This is a genomic window from Streptomyces yatensis (assembly GCF_018069625.1).
Taxonomy (GTDB): domain Bacteria; phylum Actinomycetota; class Actinomycetes; order Streptomycetales; family Streptomycetaceae; genus Streptomyces; species Streptomyces yatensis.
Genome location: NZ_CP072941.1, coordinates 2,465,503 through 2,486,805, shown reverse-complemented (window position 1 = coordinate 2,486,805; position 21,303 = coordinate 2,465,503). Strand labels below are relative to the sequence as shown.

General features: G+C 71.7%; 17 protein-coding genes and 1 pseudogene. 15 read left to right on the top strand and 3 right to left on the bottom strand.

Going from position 1 to position 21,303, the window contains the following annotated elements:
- Nucleotides 1-219: 219 nt before the first annotated feature.
- From hpnC to J8403_RS09890, 11 genes are all read left to right on the top strand, one after another.
- Complete coding sequence (gene hpnC / locus J8403_RS09940) at nt 220-1,083, top strand: squalene synthase HpnC (protein WP_211128164.1); 864 nt, start codon at nt 220-222, stop codon at nt 1,081-1,083.
- The gene (hpnD, locus tag J8403_RS09935) at nt 1,080-2,042 is read left to right on the top strand and encodes a presqualene diphosphate synthase HpnD (RefSeq protein ID WP_371864623.1); all 963 of its coding nucleotides are present in this window, start codon (nt 1,080-1,082) and stop codon (nt 2,040-2,042) included. Before hpnC ends, hpnD begins: the two co-directional genes overlap by 4 nt.
- Nucleotides 2,039-3,523, top strand: a complete 1,485-nt coding sequence (gene hpnE, locus J8403_RS09930; protein WP_246585775.1) for a hydroxysqualene dehydroxylase HpnE — start codon at nt 2,039-2,041, stop codon at nt 3,521-3,523. The genes hpnD and hpnE overlap by 4 nt, the downstream gene beginning before the upstream one ends.
- On the top strand, nt 3,520-4,617 hold the full coding sequence (locus J8403_RS09925) for a polyprenyl synthetase family protein (RefSeq protein ID WP_211122851.1): 1,098 nt from the start codon (nt 3,520-3,522) through the stop codon (nt 4,615-4,617). Before hpnE ends, J8403_RS09925 begins: the two co-directional genes overlap by 4 nt.
- 104 nt (nt 4,618-4,721) lie before the next feature.
- Nucleotides 4,722-6,668: a squalene--hopene cyclase gene (gene shc, locus J8403_RS09920; protein WP_211122850.1), complete on the top strand. Its 1,947-nt coding sequence runs from the start codon at nt 4,722-4,724 to the stop codon at nt 6,666-6,668.
- Complete coding sequence (locus J8403_RS09915; RefSeq protein ID WP_211122849.1) at nt 6,668-7,432, top strand: phosphorylase family protein; 765 nt, start codon at nt 6,668-6,670, stop codon at nt 7,430-7,432. The genes shc and J8403_RS09915 overlap by 1 nt, the downstream gene beginning before the upstream one ends.
- On the top strand, nt 7,383-8,408 hold the full coding sequence (hpnH, locus tag J8403_RS09910) for an adenosyl-hopene transferase HpnH (protein WP_211122848.1): 1,026 nt from the start codon (nt 7,383-7,385) through the stop codon (nt 8,406-8,408). Before J8403_RS09915 ends, hpnH begins: the two co-directional genes overlap by 50 nt.
- Before the next feature lie 43 nt (nt 8,409-8,451).
- Nucleotides 8,452-9,579, top strand: coding sequence for a flavodoxin-dependent (E)-4-hydroxy-3-methylbut-2-enyl-diphosphate synthase (gene ispG, locus J8403_RS09905; protein ID WP_425519889.1), 1,128 nt, complete (start codon nt 8,452-8,454; stop codon nt 9,577-9,579).
- Nucleotides 9,580-9,600: 21 nt separating this feature from the next.
- Nucleotides 9,601-11,568 (top strand): 1-deoxy-D-xylulose-5-phosphate synthase, encoded by a 1,968-nt coding sequence (gene dxs / locus J8403_RS09900; protein WP_211122846.1) that lies wholly within the window; start codon nt 9,601-9,603, stop codon nt 11,566-11,568.
- Nucleotides 11,565-12,971 (top strand): aspartate aminotransferase family protein, encoded by a 1,407-nt coding sequence (locus J8403_RS09895; RefSeq protein ID WP_211122845.1) that lies wholly within the window; start codon nt 11,565-11,567, stop codon nt 12,969-12,971. Before dxs ends, J8403_RS09895 begins: the two co-directional genes overlap by 4 nt.
- Before the next feature lie 17 nt (nt 12,972-12,988).
- Nucleotides 12,989-14,182: a serpin family protein gene (locus tag J8403_RS09890; RefSeq protein WP_211122844.1), complete on the top strand. Its 1,194-nt coding sequence runs from the start codon at nt 12,989-12,991 to the stop codon at nt 14,180-14,182.
- Nucleotides 14,183-14,279: 97 nt separating this feature from the next.
- Here the strand turns inward: J8403_RS09890 and J8403_RS09885 are convergent, their stop codons facing one another.
- Complete coding sequence (locus tag J8403_RS09885; protein ID WP_211122843.1) at nt 14,280-15,104, bottom strand: tyrosine-protein phosphatase; 825 nt, start codon at nt 15,102-15,104, stop codon at nt 14,280-14,282.
- Between the two features lie 170 nt (nt 15,105-15,274).
- On the opposite strand from J8403_RS09885, the gene J8403_RS09880 reads away from it, so the two are divergent.
- On the top strand, nt 15,275-17,386 hold the full coding sequence (locus J8403_RS09880) for an alpha-galactosidase (RefSeq protein WP_211122842.1): 2,112 nt from the start codon (nt 15,275-15,277) through the stop codon (nt 17,384-17,386).
- 79 nt (nt 17,387-17,465) lie between these two features.
- Nucleotides 17,466-18,263 carry an SGNH/GDSL hydrolase family protein gene (locus J8403_RS09875; protein WP_211122841.1) on the top strand — a complete coding sequence of 266 codons (798 nt, stop codon included), beginning with the start codon at nt 17,466-17,468 and terminating at the stop codon, nt 18,261-18,263.
- Nucleotides 18,264-18,536: 273 nt separating this feature from the next.
- Here J8403_RS09875 and J8403_RS09870 read toward each other — a convergent pair whose 3' ends face one another.
- The gene (locus J8403_RS09870) at nt 18,537-18,980 is read right to left on the bottom strand and encodes an ATP-binding protein (protein WP_246585773.1); all 444 of its coding nucleotides are present in this window, start codon (nt 18,978-18,980) and stop codon (nt 18,537-18,539) included.
- Between the two features lie 136 nt (nt 18,981-19,116).
- Between J8403_RS09870 and J8403_RS09865 the strand changes: the two genes are divergently transcribed.
- Together J8403_RS09865 and J8403_RS09860 are read left to right on the top strand one after the other, a co-directional pair.
- Complete coding sequence (locus tag J8403_RS09865; RefSeq protein WP_161559451.1) at nt 19,117-19,983, top strand: helix-turn-helix domain-containing protein; 867 nt, start codon at nt 19,117-19,119, stop codon at nt 19,981-19,983.
- Between the two features lie 3 nt (nt 19,984-19,986).
- Nucleotides 19,987-20,238, top strand: coding sequence for a DUF397 domain-containing protein (locus J8403_RS09860; RefSeq protein WP_078639994.1), 252 nt, complete (start codon nt 19,987-19,989; stop codon nt 20,236-20,238).
- On the opposite strand, the pseudogene J8403_RS09855 reads toward J8403_RS09860, so the two are convergent.
- Nucleotides 20,192-20,653: pseudogene (locus J8403_RS09855) on the bottom strand (STM4011 family radical SAM protein); the annotation flags it as partial. The gene J8403_RS09860 and the pseudogene J8403_RS09855 sit on opposite strands and share 47 nt — an antisense overlap.
- Nucleotides 20,654-21,303 lie beyond the last annotated feature (650 nt).

The following is a 21,303-nucleotide window of genomic DNA, read 5'->3' as shown; positions in this document are numbered from 1 at the left end:
TCGTGCCGACCCTGGTAACCGGTGTAGAACGGGGGATGTGACGGCATTGGCTAGACGGCCCATCTCCAGCGCTCCCGCGGGGCCCGGTCGCCGGGTTCCACGTGGCGTCCTGGGTCTCGCCCGTACGCCTGGCTGTCCACGGTGACCGTCGAGGACGAGCGCAGCGGGTCCCATACCACGTCGAGCAGCCACAGCGGCGGGCAGGAAGCCGCTCGTGCCGTGCTCGACAAGGCCGCCCACGAGAACTTCCCCGTGGCCCCCTTCTTCCTGCCCCGCGCCTGGCGCACCGATCTGATGGCCGTCTACGGCTACGCCCGGCTGGTCGACGACATCGGCGACGGCGATCTGCCCCCCGGCGGCGCCGACGCCGAGTTGCTCGGCCTCGACCGCGACCAGGCGGGCGACGCGCTCGCGATGCTGGACGCCTTCGAGGCCGACCTCCACCGGGTCTTCCAGCCCTTGGGGGAGCCGCGCCATCCGCTGCTGGCGGCCCTGCGCCCCACCGTCCACCGCCACGGGCTCACCCCCGAGCCCTTCCGCGGCCTGATCGAGGCCAACCGCCAGGACCAGCGGATCCGGCGGTACGCCACCTACCAGGAGCTTCTCGACTACTGCGAGCTGTCCGCCAACCCGGTCGGACGGCTCGTCCTCGGCATCACCGGCACCGCGAGCCCCGAGCGGATCCGCCACTCGGACGCCATCTGCACCGCCCTGCAGATCATCGAGCATCTGCAGGACGTGGCCGAGGACCTCCGCAGGGACCGCGTCTATCTGCCCGCCGAGGACATGAAACGCTTCGGTGTGACCGAGGCCGACCTCGCCGCCCCCAGGGGCGGCGCACGGTTGCGCGCGCTGGTCGCGAAGGAGGCGGAACGCGCCGCTGCCCTGCTGAATGAAGGCACCCCCCTGGTGGGTAGCGTCCACGGCAGGCTCAAGGTGCTGCTCGCCGGATTCGTGGCCGGGGGGCGGGCCGCCTTGCGGGCGGTCGCGGCCGCGGGACATGACGTACTCCCTGGACCGCCCAGGCCCACCAAGCTCAGCCTGCTGCGCGAGGTGGGGGCGACACTGCGAAGAGAGGGGTGAGCCGGACCGTGAAGGGATCTCCGCACGCGTCCGCGCCAGTGCTCGCGGCGTACCGCTATTGCGAGGCCGTGACCGGGCACCAGGCCCGCAACTTCGCCTACGGCATCAGGCTGCTGCCGACGGAGAAGCGCCATGCGATGTCGGCGCTGTACGCGTTCTCCCGCCGGGTGGACGACATCGGCGACGGCCCCCTCGACCCGGAGGCCAAGCGGGCCCGGCTGGCGGACACCCGCGCCCTGCTGGACCGGATGCGGGGCGGCGGGATCGAGGAGGACGACACCGACCCCGTCGCCGTCGCCCTCGCCCATGCCGCACACCGCTTCCCGATCCCGCTCGACGCGCTGGACGAGCTGATCGACGGCGTGCTGATGGACGTGGCCGGGCAGACCTACGAGACCTGGGACGACCTCAAGGTCTACTGCCGCTGTGTGGCGGGCGCCATCGGACGGCTGTCGCTCGGCGTCTTCGGGACCGCCCCCGGCACCGGCCACAGCGAGGACGAGCTCGAGCGCGCCCCGTACTACGCCGACACCCTCGGGCTCGCCCTGCAGCTGACCAACATCCTCCGGGACGTCCGCGAGGACGCCGCCACCGGGCGCACCTATCTGCCCGCCGACGACCTCGCCAAATTCGGCTGCGCCGACGCCTTCCGCGGCTCCACCGCACCGCCGGACGCCGACTTCACCGGCCTGGTCCACTTCGAGGTGCGCCGGGCCAGGGCGCTCTTCGCCGAGGGCTTCCGGCTGCTGCCGCTGCTGGACCGGCGCAGCGGGGCGTGTGTGTCCGCGATGGCGGGCATCTACAGCAGACTCCTGGACCGGATCGCCAAGGATCCCGCGGCCGTCCTGCGCGGCCGCGTCTCGCTGCCGGGGCACGAGAAGGCCTATGTGGCGGTGCGCGGGCTGGCCGGGTTGGACGCCCGCGCGGTCGAGCGCCGCGGCACCGGGAGGCCGGTGTGACCCACTCGACCCTGGGCCCCGCCCCGGCCACCGGCCGACGCCCCGCCGGGCGCAGCGCGCTGGTGATCGGCGGCGGGCTCGCCGGTACGGCGGCGGCGCTCGAGCTGGCCGACGCCGGGCTGCGGGTCACCCTGGTCGAGGGCCGCCCCCGGCTGGGCGGCCTTGCCTTCTCCTTCCACCGTTCCTCCCCGGCGGGCGAGCTGACCGTCGACAACGGCCAGCATGTCCACCTGCGCTGCTGCACCGCCTACCAGTGGTTCCTTGACCGGGTCGGCGCCGCCCGACTCGCCCCGCTCCAGGGCCGGTTGGACATTCCCGTCCTCGACGCCCAGGGGCGGAGCGGGCGGCGGCTCGGCCGGTTGCGCCGCACCGCCCTGCCGGTGCCGCTCCATCTGTCCAGGAGCCTGGCCACCTACCCCCACCTCTCCCTCGCCGAGCGCGCCCAGGTGGGCCGCGCCGCGCTCGCCCTCGGGCGGCTCGACCCCCAGGACCCGGCGCTGGACGGGGTGGACTTCGCCGGCTGGCTGCGCCGCCACGGCCAGTCGCCGCGCGCCGTCGAGGCGCTGTGGGACCTGGTCGGCGTGGCCACGCTCAACGCCACCGCGCCGAACGCCTCGCTGGGCCTCGCCGCGATGGTCTTCAAGACCGGGCTGCTCTCCCGGCCCGACGCCGCCGACATCGGCTGGGCCCGCGCCCCGCTTGGCGAGCTGCACCACACCCACGCCCGCCGCGCCCTGGACGCGGCGGGCGTGACGACCGCGCTGCGCACCCGGGTCACCGCCGTGACCCGCACCCCCGAGGGCCGCTGGAGCGTGGCCCTGGCCGGACGGCCGGGGGACGAGCCCCCCGCCGAGGCGGACGTGCTGGTCCTGGCCGTCCCGCAGCGCGAGGCGCACGCCCTGCTGCCCGACGGCGCCCTGAAGGACCCCGGGAAGCTGCTGCGCATCGGCACCGCGCCGATCCTGAATCTGCATGTGATCTACGACCGCACGGTGCTGCGCCGCCCCTTCTTCGCCGCGATCGGCTCCCCCGTCCAGTGGGTCTTCGACCGTACGGACGCCTCCGGGCTCAGCGCCGCGCCCGGGGCCGGGGACAGCCAGTATCTGGCGGTGTCGCAGTCCGCCGCCCACGACGACATCGACCGCCCGGTGGCCGAGCTGCGCGACCGCTATCTGCCCGAGCTGGAGCGGCTGCTTCCGGTCGCCCGCGGGGCAGCGGTGCGCGACTTCTTCGTCACCCGGGAGCGCACCGCCACCTTCGCCCCCGTTCCCGGCGTCGGCCGCCTCCGGCCGTCCGCCCCGACCCACGCGCCCGGTCTCTACCTGGCCGGCGCGTGGACCGCCACCGGCTGGCCCGCGACCATGGAGGGCGCCGTGCGCAGCGGTCTTTCCGCCGCCCGGGCGGCCCTCGGCCACCTCGGCCGCCCGCATGTGAACTCGCTCCCCGCCCCGGGCGGGGAGACGCCCAAGGAGGCGGCATGAGCACCACCACCAAGAACAGAGGAGAGACCGTGACCCCGGCGACCCCAGCTGTCGACACCGCAGGAGTCATGGCGTTGCTGGAGCGCGGCCGCACGCTCGCCACACCGGTGCTGCGCGCCGCCGTGGACCGGCTGGCCCCGCCCATGGACACCGTCGCCGCGTACCACTTCGGCTGGATCGACGCCGAGGGCAACCCGGCGGAGGGCGACGGCGGCAAGGCCGTGCGCCCCGCGCTCGCCCTGCTGTCGGCCGAGGCGGCGGGCGCTGCGCCGGAGGCCGGGGTGCCCGGCGCGGTCGCGGTCGAGCTGGTGCACAACTTCTCGCTGCTCCACGACGACCTGATGGACGGGGACGAGCAGCGCCGCCACCGCGACACCGTCTGGAAGGTGCACGGCCCGGCCCAGGCCATCCTGGTCGGTGACGCTCTGTTCGCCCTGGCCAACGAGATACTGCTGGAGCTCGGCACCGCGGACGCCGGGCGGGCCACCCGCCGGCTCACCGCCGCCACCCGCAAGCTCATCGACGGCCAGGCCCAGGACATCTCCTACGAGCACCGCGAGCGGGTCACCGTCGAGGAGTGCCTGGAGATGGAGGGCAACAAGACCGGCGCCCTGCTCGCCTGCGCCGCCTCCATCGGTGCCGTGCTCGGCGGCGCCGACGACCACACCGCCGACACCCTGGAGCGCTACGGCTACCACCTGGGCCTCGCCTTCCAGGCCGTCGACGACCTGCTCGGCATCTGGGGCGACCCGGAGGCGACCGGCAAGCGGACCTGGAGCGATCTGCGCCAGCGCAAGAAGTCCCTCCCCGTGGTCGCCGCGCTCGCCGCCGGCGGCCCCGACTCCGAGCGGCTCGCCCAGATCCTCGCGGCCGACGCGCACAAGCCCGAAGAGGAGTTCGCCGACTTCTCGGAGGAGGAGTTCGCCGTCCGCGCCGCGCTGATCGAACAGTCAGGTGGCCGGGACTGGACCTCCCAGGAGGCCCGCAGACAGCATGCGACCGCCATGGAGGCGCTGAACTCGGTGGACATGCCCGCCGAGATCCGGGCCCGGTTCGTGGCGCTCGCCGACTTCGTCGTCGTACGAGAGAGATGATCGCCATGGACCGCTAGTTCGCAGTCGCCGGCCGGCATCCAGCCGGGGTGCCGGCCGACGGAAGCCCCAAAGACGGCAGCTGAGCACACTGCAGAGGGGAAGCCATGACAGCGACACCGACCGTCCAACCCTCCGAGTCATCCGAGTCCAAGACCTTAAGCGTCGCCCGTGAGGCGACGGCCCGTGCGGTGGAGCACCTGCTGTCCCGCCAGGACGAGCGGGGCTGGTGGAAGGGCGACCTGGAGACCAACGTCACCATGGACGCCGAGGATCTGATGCTCCGGCAGTTCCTCGGTATCCAGGACCCCGATACCCTCGACGCCGCGGCCCGCTTCCTCCGCTCCCAGCAGGGCGCCGACGGCACCTGGGCCTCCTTCCACGGCGGTCCGCCCGAGCTCTCCACCACCATCGAGGCGTATGTCGCCCTGCGGCTGGCCGGGGACGAGCCCGACGCGCCCCATATGGCCGCCGCCTCCGCCTGGGTGCGCTCCCGGGGCGGCATCGCGGCGGCCAGGGTGTTCACCCGGATCTGGCTGGCCCTCTTCGGCTGGTGGCGCTGGGAGGACCTGCCCGAGCTGCCACCGGAGATCATCTACTTCCCGAAGTGGCTGCCGCTCAACATCTACGACTTCGGCTGCTGGGCCCGGCAGACCATCGTGCCGCTGACCATCGTCTCGGCCAAACGCCCGGTGCGCCCGGCCCCCTTCCCCCTCGACGAGCTCCACACCGACCCCCGCAGACCCAATCCGCCCCGGCCGCCGGCCCCCATCGCCTCGTGGGACGGCGCCTTCCAGCGGCTGGACCGGGCCCTGCACGCGTACCACAAGGTCGCCTTCCGCCCGCTGCGCCGGGCCGCGCTGCGCTCCTGCGCGCGCTGGATCGTGGAGCGCCAGGAGAACGACGGCTGCTGGGGCGGTATCCAGCCACCCGCCGTCTACTCCGTGATCGCCCTCCATCTGCTCGGCTACGACCTCGACCACCCGGTGATGCGCGCCGGTCTGGAGTCGCTGGACCGCTTCGCGGTGTGGCGCGAGGACGGCAGCCGGATGATCGAAGCCTGTCAGTCCCCGGTCTGGGACACCTGCCTGGCCGCCATCGCGCTCGCCGACGCCGGGCTCGCCCCGGACCACCCGGCGCTGGTCAAGGCCGCCGACTGGATGCTGGCCGAGCAGATCGACCGGCCCGGCGACTGGTCGGTGCGGCGGCCCGGCCTCCCCTCCGGCGGCTGGGCGTTCGAATTCCACAACGACAACTACCCCGACATCGACGACACCGCCGAGGTCGTCCTGGCGCTGCGCCGGGTCGACCACCCCGAGCCCGAGCGGATCGAGGCGGCCGTGCGGCGCGCCATGCGCTGGACCCTGGGCATGCAGTCCAAGAACGGGGCGTGGGGCGCGTTCGACGTCGACAACACCAGCCCGCTCCCCAACAAGCTGCCGTTCTGCGACTTCGGTGAGGTCGTCGACCCGCCGTCGGCCGATGTCACCGCGCATGTCGTCGAGATGCTCGCCCACGAAGGGAGGACGTACGACGCCCGCACCCGGCGCGGTATCGCCTGGCTGCTGTCGGAGCAGGAGCCGAGCGGCGCCTGGTTCGGCCGCTGGGGCACCAACTACGTCTACGGCACCGGCTCGGTCGTCCCCGCGCTGATCGCCGCGGGCGTCCCCGCCTCCCATCCGGCGGTCCGCCGGGCCGTCCGCTGGCTGGAGAGTGTCCAGAACGAGGACGGCGGCTGGGGCGAGGACCAGCGCTCCTACCTCGACGCCGAGTGGATGGGCCGGGGCGCCTCCACCGCCTCGCAGACGGCGTGGGCACTGCTCGCGCTGCTGGCGGCGGGGGAGCGGGACGGCGCGGCCGTCGAGCGCGGGGTCACCTGGCTCGCCGAGACCCAGCGCGAGGACGGCTCCTGGGACGAGCCGTACTTCACCGGCACCGGCTTCCCCTGGGACTTCTCCATCAACTACCACCTGTACCGGCAGGTCTTCCCGGTCACGGCACTCGGCCGGTATGTCCACGGCGAGCCCACCGGGGCGCGACCGCGGAGCGGCTGATGTCCGCCGATCCGGCCCCGGAGGCCGGCGGTGCCCCGCTGCTGATCGCCTGTGCGCTCGGCATCGAGCGGTTCGCCCTGCGCGGCGCCGGCTCCGGCGCCGCCGGGCCCGTGACCGTGCTGCGCACGGGCATGGGGCCGCAGTCGGCCGAGCGCGCCGTGGCCCGGGCGCTGACCGGAAGGTCCGGTGAGCCCGGGGAGCGGCGCGGGGTGTCCGGTGAGCCCGGGGCGTCCGGGGAGCCGCGGACCGCCGTCATCGCCACCGGCTTCTGCGCCGGACTGGCCCCGGGGATGCACCCCGGGGACATCGTTGTCGCCGACGAGACCCGCGATCCGGCGGGCCGCACCGTATGCACCGGCCCCCGGATCCTCGCCGACGCCCTGTCACGTCCGCTCTCCGGCGGCCCCCGCCGGAGAGTTCACATCGGCCCGGTCGTGGGCTCCGACCATGTGGTGCGCGGCGCGGAGCGGGCCGCGCTGCACAGCACCGGCGCCATCGCGGTGGACATGGAGTCCGCCGCGACCCTGCGCACCGCCATCGGCCACGGCGTCCGTCCGGTTGCGGCCGTCCGGGTGGTCGTGGACGCTCCAGAACATGAACTCGTCCGTATCGGCACGCTGCGCGGTGGAATATCAGCTTTCCGGGTATTGCGGACCGTTCTTCCCGCTTTCTTTCACTGGCACCATTCTTCGCTGCTCCCAGGAGGTGAGCTAGATGGCCATGCCTCTCCGCCAGACCATCCGGGTCGCGACGTATCTCTTTGAACAGAAGATGATCAAGCGGCGGGACAAGTTCCCGCTGATCGTCGAGCTCGAGCCGCTGTTCGCGTGCAATCTCAAGTGCGAGGGCTGCGGAAAGATCCAGCATCCGGCCGGGGTCCTCAAGCAGCGCATGCCCGTCGCCCAGGCGGTGGGCGCGGTGCTGGAGTCGGGTGCGCCGATGGTGTCCATCGCGGGCGGCGAGCCCCTGATGCACCCGCAGATCGACGAGATCGCACGGCAGCTGGTGCAGCGGAAGAAGTACGTCTTCCTGTGCACCAACGCGATGCTGCTGCGGAAGAAGATGCATCTGTTCACCCCCTCCCCATACTTCGCCTTCGCGGTGCACATCGACGGGCTGCGGGAGCGGCACGACGAATCGGTGGCGAAGGAGGGGGTGTTCGACGAGGCGGTGGAGGCCATCAAGGAGGCCAAGCGGCGCGGCTTCCGGGTCACCACCAATTCCACGTTCTTCAATACCGACACCCCGCAGACCGTCGTCGACGTGCTCGACTTCCTCAATGACGAGCTCGAGGTGGACGAGATGATGATCTCGCCCGCCTACGCCTATGAGAAGGCGCCCGACCAGGAGCACTTCCTGGGCGTCGAGCAGACCCGCGAGCTGTTCCGCAAGGCGTTCGCCGGAGGCAACCGGCGCCGCTGGCGGCTCAACCACAGCCCGCTCTTCCTCGACTTCCTCGAGGGCAAGGCGGACTTCCCGTGCACCGCGTGGGGCATCCCCAACTACTCGCTCTTCGGCTGGCAGCGCCCCTGCTATCTGATGAGCGACGGCTATGTCCCGACCTACCGCCAGCTGGTCAAGGAGACCGACTGGGACAAGTACGGCCGCGGCAAGGACCCGCGCTGCGACAACTGCATGGCCCACTGCGGCTATGAGCCCACCGCGGTCCTGGCGACCATGGGCTCCCTCAAGGAGTCGCTGCGCGCCGCCCGGGAGACCGCCGCCGGAAGCCATGGGTGACGGGATGAGCTCGGCGGAACCAGTGGCACTCGGCCTGCCCGCCATGCCGGGCAGGCCGCTCGCACCGCGCCGGGTCTCGCGCCGCCTCCAGGTCGGTCCGGTGGCCGTGGGTGGCGACGCGCCGATCTCGGTGCAGTCGATGACGACGACGGTGACGGCGGACATCGGGGCGACGCTGCAGCAGATCGCGGAGCTGACGGCGTCGGGCTGTCAGATCGTGCGGGTGGCGTGTCCGTCGCAGGATGACGCGGACGCGTTGCCGGTGATCGCGAAGAAGTCGCAGATTCCGGTGATCGCGGACATTCATTTCCAGCCGAAGTACGTGTTCGCGGCGATCGATGCCGGGTGTGCGGCGGTGCGGGTGAATCCGGGGAACATCCGGCAGTTCGACGACAAGGTCAAGGAGATCGCGAGGGCGGCCTCGGACGCGGGTGTGCCGATCCGTATCGGGGTGAACGCGGGGTCGCTGGACAAGCGGCTGCTGGAGAAGTACGGCAAGGCCACGCCGGAGGCGTTGGTGGAGTCGGCGTTGTGGGAGTGCTCGCTGTTCGAGGAGCACGGTTTCCGGGATATCAAGATCTCGGTGAAGCACAACGATCCGGTGGTGATGGTCAACGCCTACCGTCAGCTGGCGGCGCAGTGCGACTATCCGCTGCACCTGGGGGTGACGGAGGCGGGTCCGGCGTTCCAGGGGACGATCAAGTCGGCGGTGGCGTTCGGTGCGCTGCTCAGTGAGGGGATCGGGGACACGATCCGGGTCTCGCTGTCGGCGCCTCCGGCGGAGGAGGTCAAGGTCGGGATCCAGATCCTGGAGTCGCTGAATCTGCGGCAGCGGCGGCTGGAGATCGTTTCGTGTCCGTCGTGTGGGCGGGCGCAGGTGGATGTGTACAAGCTGGCGGACGAGGTGACGGCCGGTCTGGACGGCATGGAGGTTCCGCTGCGCGTGGCGGTGATGGGGTGTGTGGTGAACGGCCCCGGTGAGGCGCGTGAGGCGGATCTGGGTGTCGCTTCGGGTAACGGCAAGGGGCAGATCTTCGTGAAGGGTGAGGTCATCAAGACCGTGCCGGAGTCGAAGATCGTGGAGACCCTGATCGACGAGGCCATGAACATCGCGCGGCGCATGGAGGACGAGGGGGTCCCGTCGGGCACCCCGGACGTCACCGTGGGCTGATACACGAGGAGGGGAACCGACATGCCGTTGCTGGAGAACATCCGGGGCCCGCACGACCTCAAGGCGCTGACCGGTGAGGAACTGGACGTGCTCGCCCAGGAGATCAGGGAGTTCCTGATCGACGCGGTGGCCAGGACCGGAGGCCATCTGGGACCGAATCTCGGCGTGGTCGAGCTGTCCATAGCCCTGCACCGCGTCTTCGACTCGCCCGCCGATCGCATCCTGTGGGACACCGGCCACCAGTCCTACGTCCACAAACTGCTCACCGGCCGTCAGGACTTCTCCAAGCTCCGCCACAAGGGCGGGCTGTCCGGCTATCCGTCACGGGCCGAATCCGAGCACGACGTCATCGAGAACAGCCACGCCTCCACCGTGCTGGGCTGGGCCGACGGCCTCGCCAAGGCCAATGAGGTGCGCGGCGCCACCGACCATGTCGTCGCCGTCATCGGGGACGGGGCGCTGACCGGCGGGATGGCCTGGGAGGCGCTCAACAACATCGCCGCCGCCCGGGACCGCCCGCTGGTCATCGTCGTCAACGACAACGAGCGCTCCTACGCGCCGACCATCGGCGGGCTCGCCAACCACCTCGCCACCCTCCGCACCACCGACGGCTACGAGCGCTTCCTGGCCTGGGGCAAGGAGGTGCTGCAGCGCACCCCCGTGGTCGGCCAGCCGCTGTACGGCTCGCTGCACGGCGCCAAGAAGGGGTTCAAGGACGCCTTCGCCCCGCAGGGCATGTTCGAGGACCTGGGGCTGAAGTACGTCGGCCCCATCGACGGCCATGACACCGAGGCGGTCGAGTCGGCCCTGCGCCGCGCCAAGCGGTTCCACGGCCCGGTCCTCGTCCACTGCCTCACCGAGAAGGGACGCGGCTACCGGCCCGCGCTGGAGGACGAGGCGGATCGTTTCCACACCGTCGCCGCGATGGACCCGCTCACCTGCGCGCCCCTCATCCCCTCCGGCGGCCGCTCATGGACCTCGGTGTTCGGGGAGGAGATGGTGCGGATCGGCGCCGAGCGGCCCGATGTGGTCGCCCTGACCGCCGCGATGCTGCACCCCGTGGGCCTCGCCGGCTTCGCCGAGGCGTATCCCGAGCGGGTGTGGGACGTCGGCATCGCCGAGCAGCACGGGGCGGTCTCGGCGGCCGGGCTCGCCACCGGCGGACTCCACCCGGTCTTCGCCGTCTACGCCACCTTCCTGGGCCGCGCCTTCGACCAGCTGCTCATGGATATCGCCCTGCACCGCTGCGGGGTGACCTTCGTCCTGGACCGGGCCGGTGTCACCGGCACGGACGGGCCGAGCCACAACGGCATGTGGGACATGTCCGTCCTCCAGGTGGTGCCGGGGCTGCGGATCGCCGCCCCGCGCGACGCCGACCAGCTGCGCGCCCAGCTGCGCGAGGCGATCGACGTGGACGACGCGCCGACCGTCATCCGCTTCCCCAAGGAGTCGGTGGGGCAGCCCATCGCGGCCCTCGACCGCGTCGGCGGGATGGACGTCCTGCGCCGGGGCGAGGACGTCCTCCTCGTCGCGGCCGGGGTCATGGCCACCGTCGCGCTGCGCGCCGCCGAGCTGCTGGCCGAGCGCGGTATCGGCTGCACGGTCGTCGATCCGCGCTGGGTCAAGCCCGTCGACCCCGAGCTGCCGGGACTCGCGGCGCGCCACCGGCTGGTGGCCGTCGTCGAGGACAATGTGCGCACCGGAGGGGTGGGCGCGGCGGTCGCCCAGACGCTGCGGGACGCCGAAGTCGACCTGCCGGTGCGGACGTTCGGCATCCCCGAGGAGTTCCTGCCCCATGCCAAGCGCGGTGAGGTGCTCGCCGACATCGGGCTCACCCCCGCCGAGATCGCGGGCCGGATCGGGGCGGCCCTGACCCGTATCGCCGCCCGTCAGCAGCGCGCGAGCGGCGCCGCCCAGGCCGGTACCGCCGCCGAGTCCCGTACCGCCGCCCGGGCCCGTACCGCCGCCGCCAAGGAGAGCCAGGGATGACAGCAGCCGAGCAGCAGCGGCATTCGGGCTTCGACCTCGGGAAGCTGCTGGCCGAGCGCGCCTCGGAGCGGTACGACCTGCACACCCGGCATCTCAACCACCAACTGCCCCGGATGCTGCAGACCATCGGATTCGACAAGGTCTACGAGCGGGGCGAGGGCGCGTACTTCTGGGACGACGAGGGGCAGGACTACCTCGACATGCTCGCCGGCTTCGGGGTGATGGGCCTGGGCCGCCACCACCCCGTGGTCCGCAAGGCGCTGCACGACGTCCTGGACGCCGACCTGGCCGATCTGACCCGCTTCGACTGCCAGCCGCTGCCCGGTCTGCTGGCCGAGCGGCTGCTGGCCCAGGCGCCGCATCTGGACCGGGTCTTCTTCGGCAACAGCGGTACCGAGGCCGTCGAGACGGCCCTGAAGTTCGCCCGCTACGCCACCCGTAAGCCGCGCATCCTCTACTGCGCCCACGCCTTCCACGGGCTGACCACCGGCTCGCTGTCGGTCAACGGCGAGGACGGCTTCCGCAAGGGGTTCGCCCCGCTGCTGCCCGACACCGCCATCGAGATGGGCGATCTCGACGCGCTGGAGCGGGAGTTGGCGCGCGGGGACGTGGCGGCGTTCGTGGTGGAGCCCATCCAGGGCAAGGGGGTGCACGAGACCCCGCCCGGCTTTCTGCGCGCCGCGCAGGAGCTGCTCCACCGCCACAAGGCGCTGCTCATCGCGGACGAGGTGCAGACCGGCCTCGGCCGCACCGGGGACTTCTTCGCCTACAGCCACGAGGACGGTGTCGAACCGGATCTGGTGTGCGTGGCCAAGGCCCTCTCCGGCGGCTATGTGCCGGTCGGCGCGACCCTCGGCAAGGACTGGATCTTCCGGAAGGTCTACTCCTCGATGGACCGGGTGCTGGTCCACTCCGCCAGCTTCGGCGCCAACGCCCAGGCCATGGCGGCCGGGCTCGCCGTCCTCGCCGTCATGGAGGACGAGGAGATCGTGGCGAACGCCCGCCGCACCGGCGATCTGCTGCGCGAGCGCCTCGCCGCGCTCGTGGACCGCTACGAGCTGCTGCACGACGTCCGCGGCCGGGGGCTGATGATCGGCATCGAGTTCGGCAGGCCCAGCTCACTGGGGCTGCGCAGCCGGTGGGCGATGCTGCAGACGGCGCGCAAGGGGCTGTTCGCGCAGATGGTCGTCGTCCCGCTGCTCCGGCGCCATCGCATCCTCACCCAGGTGTCCGGGGACCATCTGGAGGTCATTAAGCTGATTCCGCCGCTGATCATCGGCGAGCGGGAAGTGGACCGGTTCGTCGAGGCGTTCACCGCGGTCATGGACGACGCACACCAGGGCGGCGGCCTGATGTGGGAGTTCGGCCGGACTCTCGTCAAGCAGGCGGTGGCCAACCGCTGACCGATGGGGGACCCGGCATGACCGACGCGACCGCCGTAGGGGCCGTCAACACGATGACGGCGAGGTGGGCGCGGGCCGCCGTGGGGGACGAGGGCACGGTCCTCGCCGCCACCGGGGTCTGGCCGCTGCTCGCCCTGCTCGCGGGCGGTGCCGGGGGCCCGGCCCGCCAGGAGCTGGAGGACGCGCTGGGCGTCGGCGCCGACCGGGCGGCGGCGCTCGGCGGCGCGCTGCTCGGGGCGCTGGACGGCATGGACGGTGTCGACGCCGCCACCGGGCTGTGGACCCGCCAGGAGCTGCCGATCCGGCCCGCGTGGGAGGCCGCGCTGCCGCCGGGCGTACGGGGTGCGCTGACCGGGGACAGCGAGCACGACCGCAAGGAGCTGGACGCCTGGGCGTCCCGGTGCACCCGGGGCGCGATCGCCGAGCTGCCGGTGCCGCTCAGCCCCGCCACCCAGCTGGTGCTGGCCGGGGCGCTCACGGTGCGGACGGCCTGGCTGCAGCCGTTCCGGCCGGGCTGGCTGATGCCGCGGAGCGGCCCGTGGCGGGACCGGTCGCTGGCCGGGCTGACCCGGTCCGTGGACGACCTCGACGGGGTGCTGCGGGTCGTCCCCGACACTCCGGCCGGTCCGCTCACCCTCTCCGGGGTCGCGGGCGGCAACGGGCTGGATGTGCATCTGGCCCTGGGCGCCGAGGACGCACCGGGCGGCGAGGTGCTGGAGGCCGGGATCGGCGCGGTGGCCGGGCGGTACGAGGGATGGCCCGGCTCGGCGCTGCCGCCGGGCGCGGCCGGGCCCGGAGTCCAGGTGATGGAGGTCGAGAGCTGGGACCCCACGCCCCGGGTGACGCTCACCACCCCGGCCTTCACCGTGAAGGCCCGGCACGATCTGCTGCGCCGGGCCGAGCTGTTCGGGCTGCGTACCGCCCAGGACACCGCGCGCGGCCACTTCCCGGGGATCAGCCCGGCCGCGCTGGCGCTGTCCTCCGGGGAGCAGTCCATGACCGCCTCGTTCAGCGCCGAGGGGTTCTGGGCGGCGGCGGTGACCGCGTTCTCCATGGCGCCCGGTTCGGCGCCGCCGCGGCGGAAGGTGAAGCTGATCAGCGTGCGGTACGACCGGCCGTTCGGCTTCCTGGCCGTGCACCGCGCCACCGGTCTGGTGCTGACGGCGGGCTGGGTCACCGAGCCCGAGCCCGGGGCCGACACGATGTGGTGAGCCGTGAGCCGTGAGCCGTGAGCCGTGAGCCGTGAGCCGTGAGCCGTGAGCCCCGGGGCGGGTGCCAGTTGGCGTTGTCGTCCCCGGGGCGGTGCCGTCAGGCGGTGAGCAGCCGCTCGCGGAGCCGCTCGCGCCGCTCGGGGGTGAGGCCGAGCCCCTCGGAGAGATAGCGGTCGGTGCCGCCCCAGGTCTCCTCGATGGTCGCGAAGGCCTCCGCCAGATATTCGGCGCGCGCGTCGAAGAGCGGCAGCAGCAGCGCCATGACCTCGGGGGACATCGGGTCGGAGCCGTCCCCCGGATCGCCCTTGCGCCAGATCTTGTAGCGGCGGTGGGCGGCCGCCGACGCGAGGTAGTCGGCCTCGATGGCCTCCCGCTCGACGCCGAGGGCCAGCAGGGTCACCGCGATGGACAGCCCTGCCCGGTCCTTGCCGGCCGAACAGTGCATCAGCACCGGCGAGCTGTCCTCCGCCATCTCGCTGAGGATCCGGCCGTGCTCGACGATCCGGGTGGTGATGATCCCGCGATAGGAACCGATCATGCGCTTCTCGGCCCGGCCCTCGGCGAGCAGCTTGCGCAGGGTGTCCAGATCGCCCTCGCGCACCATCGTCCAGAAACCGGCGCCGTCGGCCGGGTCGGACAGCGGCAGATTGACGTTCCGGACCCCGCTGAGCGTGACGTCCGGGCCCTCCAGCTTGATGTCGGCGGCATTGCGGAAGTCGAAGACGGTGTGCAGGCCGAGACCGTCGAGGAAGGCCCTGTCCGCCTCGGTGGCATGGGCGAGATGGCCGCTGCGGAACAGTACGCCGGGCCGCACGCGGCGGCCGTCGGCAGCCGGCAGTCCGCCGAGATCACGGAAGTTGCGTACCCCCACCAGCTGTGTTTCGGCCTGGGGGACCTGCGGCGACTGCGACTGCTGCGTCACGGGCTCTCCTTCACCATCGGCCGCCGACGCGGCTCGTCGACGAGGCGGGCTGAGCCGACCATACGACATGGGTGCAACGGGCAATCGGTCTCCTGCCGGTGCGAGGGCATTGCCGCACCGGCCCGCCCTCCCCGATCATGTTGACACCTGTGGAGAATTGGGGGAGCGCGATGATCGAAACCGGTGGAAGCGGTCGGCTCTGGGTGCTCTCGGGGCGGCACAGCAGCTATGCCCTGCACGTCACCGACCGTGATGAACTGCTCCATCTCCACTGGGGCCCGGGCATCGCGGTCGAGGACGCCGAGGCCCTCGCCGCCGAGCCGGGGCCGCCGGACCGGCCGTTCGAATCACCGCTGGACGGGCGCGAGGAGTACCCCGTGGAGGGCGGCCCGCGTTTCGTCCGCCCCGCCCTGTCCGTACACGCCGGGGGCGTACGCGGCACCGAATGGCGCTTCAGCAGCGGCACCGTCCTGGACCCCGGCACCGGCCAGGAGCTGCGGCTGCGCTTCCACGACCCGCTGCACCACCTCGACATCACCCTCCATTACCGGATGCGGGAGGACGGCGATGTCATCGAGCGCTGGACCACCCTCACCCACACCGGCAACGCCGGCCAGGAGCCCGTGGAGCTGCTGCGCGCCGACTCCGCCGCCTGGTCGCTCCCGGCGCGCGACCGCTGGCGGCTGTCCCATCTGCACGGCCGCTGGGCCGCCGAGAGCCGGCTGGCCCGTACCGAGCTCACCCCCGGCGAGAAGGTGATCGGCAGCCGCCGGGGCCACACCAGCCATCACCATCTGCCCTGGATCGCCCTGGACAACGGGGAGGCCACCGAGGAGAGCGGCGAGGTGCACAGCTGCGCGCTCGCCTGGTCCGGGGCCTGGCGGATCGCCGTCCAGCGGCTGGCCGACGGCGCCGTCCAGGCGGTCGGCGGGGTCGGCCACGACGACGCGGGCCAGCTCCTGCTGGCGCCCGGTGAGTCGTTCACCACCCCCGTCTTCGCGGGGCTGTGGACCGACGGCGGCTTCGGGGCCGCGAGCCGCGCCTGGCACGCCTGGCAGCTCGCGCGGGTGGTCCCCGGCGCCGAGCTGTCCCGGCCGGTGCTCTACAACTCCTGGGAGGCCACCGAGTTCGAGGTGAGCGAGGAGCAGCAGCGCTCGCTCGCGCAGCTCGCCGCCACCATGGGCGTCGAGCTGTTCGTCGTCGACGACGGGTGGTTCGGGGCGCGCACCAGCGACCGGGCCGGGCTCGGCGACTGGACGGCCAACCCGGAGCGCTTTCCGCACGGGCTGAAGCCGCTCGCCGACGAGGTGCACGCCCTGGGGATGCAGTTCGGCATCTGGGTCGAGCCGGAGATGGTCAACCCCGACAGCGACCTCTACCGCGCCCACCCCGACTGGGTGCAGCACCACTCCGGCCGGGCCCGCGCCGAATTCCGCAACCAGCTCGTGCTCAACCTCGCCCGCCCCGAGGTGCGCGAGTATCTGTGGGAGCGGCTGGACACCCTGCTCAGCGGTGCGCCCATCGACTATGTGAAATGGGACTTCAACCGCTCCTTCTCGGACGCCGGCTGGCCCGGCGACGCCTATCCGCGGCGGCTGTGGATCGACCACGTACGCGGGCTGTACGAGCTGCTGGAGCGGCTGCGCGCGGCACACCCCGGCGTCGCCTTCGAATCCTGCTCGGGCGGCGGCGGCCGGATCGACCTGGGCGTCCTGGGCCGCACCGACCAGGTGTGGACCTCGGACAACACCGACCCGCTGGACCGGCTGGCCATCCAGCACGGCTTCAGCCAGCTCCACCCGGCCCGGGTGATGGCCGCCTGGGTCACCGACAGCCCCAACGCCATGGGCAACGCCCGCGTCAGCTCGCTGCGCTTCCGCTTCGTCAGCGCGATGGCCGGAGTGCTGGGCGTCGGCGGCGATCTGACCCGCTGGAGCGAGGCGGAACTCGCCGAGGCCCGCGACTGGGTGGCGCTCTACAAGCGGGTGCGCCCGGTCGTCCAGCACGGTGAGCTGTACCGGCTGCGGCCGCCGGAGGGCGACGGGCTCAGCGCCGTGCAGTACGTCCGGGGCGAGGAGACCGTGGTGCTGGCCTGGATCCAGGCGCAGCACTACGGCGACGCACAGCTCCCGCTGCGGCTGCGCGGGCTCGACCCGGCGGCCGGCTACCGGGACCTGGAGACCGGGGAGGTGCACCGGGGAGCGGTGCTCGCGCACCGGGGCCTGCGCACCGGGCTGGGCGGCGACCTCGACGCGGCCGTATTCCACCTTCGCCGAAACTGACCAGGTGGGATAGATCACCCCACGTCAAGCCCTGGTTACGATGGCGTAAGTCACGCCGTCGGGTGAATGATGTCCCGACGTGGCAGACGATAAGGAGAGATTCAGCAACGGTTCGATCGGGTCGTACGCAGCCGTCGGCGACAGCTTCACCGAGGGCGTCGGCGACCCCGGTCCTGATGGTGTGTTCGTCGGCTGGGCCGACCGGCTCGCGGTCCTGCTGTCCGACCAACGACCTCACGACGATTTCCGCTACGCCAATTTGGCCGTACGCGGTCGACTCCTTGACCAGATCGTCGCGGAGCAGGTGGCGCGCGCCATCGAGCTCGGCCCCGATCTGGTCACCTTCTGTGCGGGGGGCAATGACATCCTGCGCCCCGGCAGCGATCCCGACGATGTCGCCGAGCGCTACGAGGCGGCCGTCGCCGACCTCAAGGCGCGGGTGGGCACGGTGCTGCTGTGCACGGGCTTCGACACCCGAGGGGTGCCGGTGCTGCGTCATCTGCGGGGCAAGATCGCCACGTATACGGCGCATGTGCGGGCGATCGCCGACCGCTACGACTGCCCGGTGCTCGACCTGTGGTCGCTGCGCTCGGTGCAGGACCGCCGGGCCTGGGACGCCGACCGGCTGCATCTGTCGCCGGACGGGCACACCCGGGTCGCGCTGAGGGCCGGTCAGGTGCTCGGGCTCGACGTCCCCGCCGACCCCGATCAGTCCTGGCCCCCGGAGGGGCAGCGCACCGCCGCCGAGGTGCGCCGGGACAACATCCACTGGGCGCGCGAGTATCTGGTGCCCTGGATCGGCCGACGACTGCGCGGTGAGTCGTCGGGTGACCATGTGGAGCCCAAGCGGCCGGATCTGCTGCCGCTGCGGCCCTGAACGTTCCGTGACCCGAAGCGGTCCCGGAGGAATAGGGGCAGACCCCCGTTGGCGCCCCGAGGCTGACCGCCTCGTGCGCTGTCGCTGCCCCTATTCCCTCGGCACCGCTCGTTCCGAGCCCCTGTGCTCGCGCCGCCTCGGCCGCCGGACGTCGCGTCGCGCCGTGCCTGCTCGTACGTGGGTCGTGCGTGAATCGTGCCTGGGTCGTGCCTGGATCGTGCGTGAGTCGTACTCGTCCGTGCCCGCTCGTCCGGTCGTCTCGTCGCGGAGCCGCTACGTCGCCAGATAGGCCCAGACGGCGCGGCCCTCTCCCCCCTGGTTCGGCCTGACCCCCCAGGCCTCCGAGAGGGCCTCCACCAGCATCAGCCCGCGGCCGCCCTCCTGGTCCGCGGTCACCGACCTGGCCTCCGGCACCGTACGGGCGCAGCCCTGGTCGGCCACCTCGAGCCGCAGCCGGGTCCCTATGAGCTGCAGTGAGCAGCGGACGTCCTCGCTGGAGGTGTGGCGCACCGCGTTGGTGAACAGCTCGGAGACGATCAACTCCGCGCTGTCCCGGGTGTCCTGGTCGATGCCCCATGAGCGCAGCCGCCGGACGACATGCCTTCTCGCCTCGGCGACGGACGTGCTCAGCGCCGGCAGACGAAACACGTCGTGGCGGGGCGGAGCGACCACGGTGCCGCCGCGCCCTAACCGGAGAGCCTCATAGGAAGGAGCCACGCCGACACTATGCTCTGTCACGCTCGCGTATGGCAAGGTTCAATCTGTAAATTACAGAATCGCAAGCGCAGGCTGTTCGGAATGCTGAGCCCATGCCAGACTGCTGTGTCGTGAAGGTACTTGGAGGGGGACGGTAGTGGCGGATGCGCGGGCGGGCGGAGCCCCGACCGTCCTGCGAGTCGTGCTCGGAAAACGGCTCCAGGACCTTCGGGAGAAGGCCGGGCTGTCGTTCGAACAGGCCGGGCGCGCCCTGGACGTCACGCATGCCACGATCCGGCGGATGGAGAAGGCCGAGGTCGGTCTGAAGCTCCCGTACGTCGAGAAGCTGCTGCGGACGTACGGCGTCACCGACCCCGAAGAGGTCGAGGGGTTCCTCTCCCTCGCGCGCGAGGCCAACAAGGCCGGCTGGTGGCACCGGTTCCGCGACGTCCTGCCGGAGTGGTTCAACACCTTCGTCAGCCTGGAGGTCGAGGCCAATCTGATCCGGGCCTACGAGCCGCATTACATTCCCGGGCTGCTGCAGACCGAGGACTATGCCCGCGCGGTGCTCCGCGCGGGCATGCCGCATGCGCCCGAGTCGGAGATCGAGCGCAATGTCGCCCTCCGTATGGAACGCCAGGCCCTGCTGACCCGGGACAACCCGCCGATGCTGTGGGTGGTCATGGACGAGACGGTGGTGCGCCGCCCCATCGGCGGTTCCGAGACCATGCGTGCCCAGATCGCGCGGTTGATCGAGGAGGCGGAGGCCCCTCATATCCGGCTGCAGATCATGCCGTTCGACGCCGGCCCGCACCCGGCGATGTACGGCCCCTTCCATATCTTCCGGTTCCCGATCCCGGAGCTGCCGGATATCGCGTATACGGAGTCGCTGGTCAGCGGCTCCTACTTCGACCAGCGCGATGACGTATCGGCATTCCTGGAGGCCTTGGACCGGATGTGCGCGCAGGCCGCGCCTGCACAGACGACTCAGGCCATTCTGAGTCGCATTCGCAAGGAGATCTGAACGATGGATCGCATATGCGGGAGCCGCGTCTACAGCGGCATGCCGGCAAGGGACCTCGGCAGCGAGGGCTGGCACAAGCCTTGGAGTGGCGGCAACGGGGGAAGCTGCGTCGAGGCGATGAGGCTGAAGGACGGGCGGGTGGCGCTGCGCCAGTCGACCGATCCGGACGGACCGGCACTCATCTACACCCCGGTGGAGATGAAACGCTTCATCCAGGGGGCGAAGGCCGGGGAAGCGGACTTTCTGTTCCTGTGACGCGCGGTTCCGCGACGCTCGTCATGACCAGGGGGATCGAGGGGGAAGCAGGGTGACCGACCGACCACGAACCGACCGGCGGGGGCGGCGCCGGGACGCGTTCCAGCACACCGCCCGCGAACACGTCGTACAGGGGGAGCGACTCCAGGTGCACATAGCCGATATGGCAGTCGCAGACGGCTAGCGGGCAGGGCCGGGGCCGCAGCGCCGCGCGGTACGACCCGTCGTAGAGATTGCCCAGTTCCGCCGGGACGAAATGGCAGCGGCGCACCGTGCCGTCGCCGTCCACCGAGATCACCGAGGCGCCGGTCCGGCATGGCAGACCGGCGCTTCGGTGCGGATGGCGGCTGTAGCCGAAGAGCGGGTCCAGCGCGGTCCACTCGGCCGCCTCGGCGTCGGAGTGCGCAAGCCCCTCGGGGGACAGCCGCAGCCGCCGCTCGTCCCACTCCGCGTCCGCCTCCGCCCCGGGCTCCGTCGTCTCGCGCAGAGCGGGACGGTCCGCCGGCGGCCGGTAGGCGGTCTTGTGTGGATAGCGATACATGGCCGAACACGTGTGGAGAAGCGCCCGGGCGATCGTTGCGTTTGACGCAACGACCCTGGTCAGGCTCGCCTGCGGGCGTATTCCAGTTGGGCGCTGTAGTACGCGTGATCACGTGGATAGCCTTCTAGCTCCATCAAGCTCTCCTTGAAGGCGCTGACGGCGATTGACCAGTCACGTGCCGCGTATGCGGCCTCGCCGAGCAGAAGCTGGGCCCGAACTGGGCTGAGCCAGTACAACCAACTTGGCCGTTCCTCGGCCGTCGAGATTTGCAGCGCTAGGCAATAGGCCCGTTCGGCGAGTCGGCGTGCTCGATCCCGTTCCCCGACTGCGGCCGCCGCCATGGCAGTTGCGTGTGCGGTGATGGAAGCTGTCGCAGGCCTTCGGGGTGGACGCCGACGCCTATCGCCCCGAGCGCGAGACCTGATCGTCAATCAGATCCCTTCGTCACCAACGGACTTGCCGCGACGGCCGCCACTTTGCTCATTCCGGCACAAAGGTTTGGTCTATACCTTGACTGGTATAGA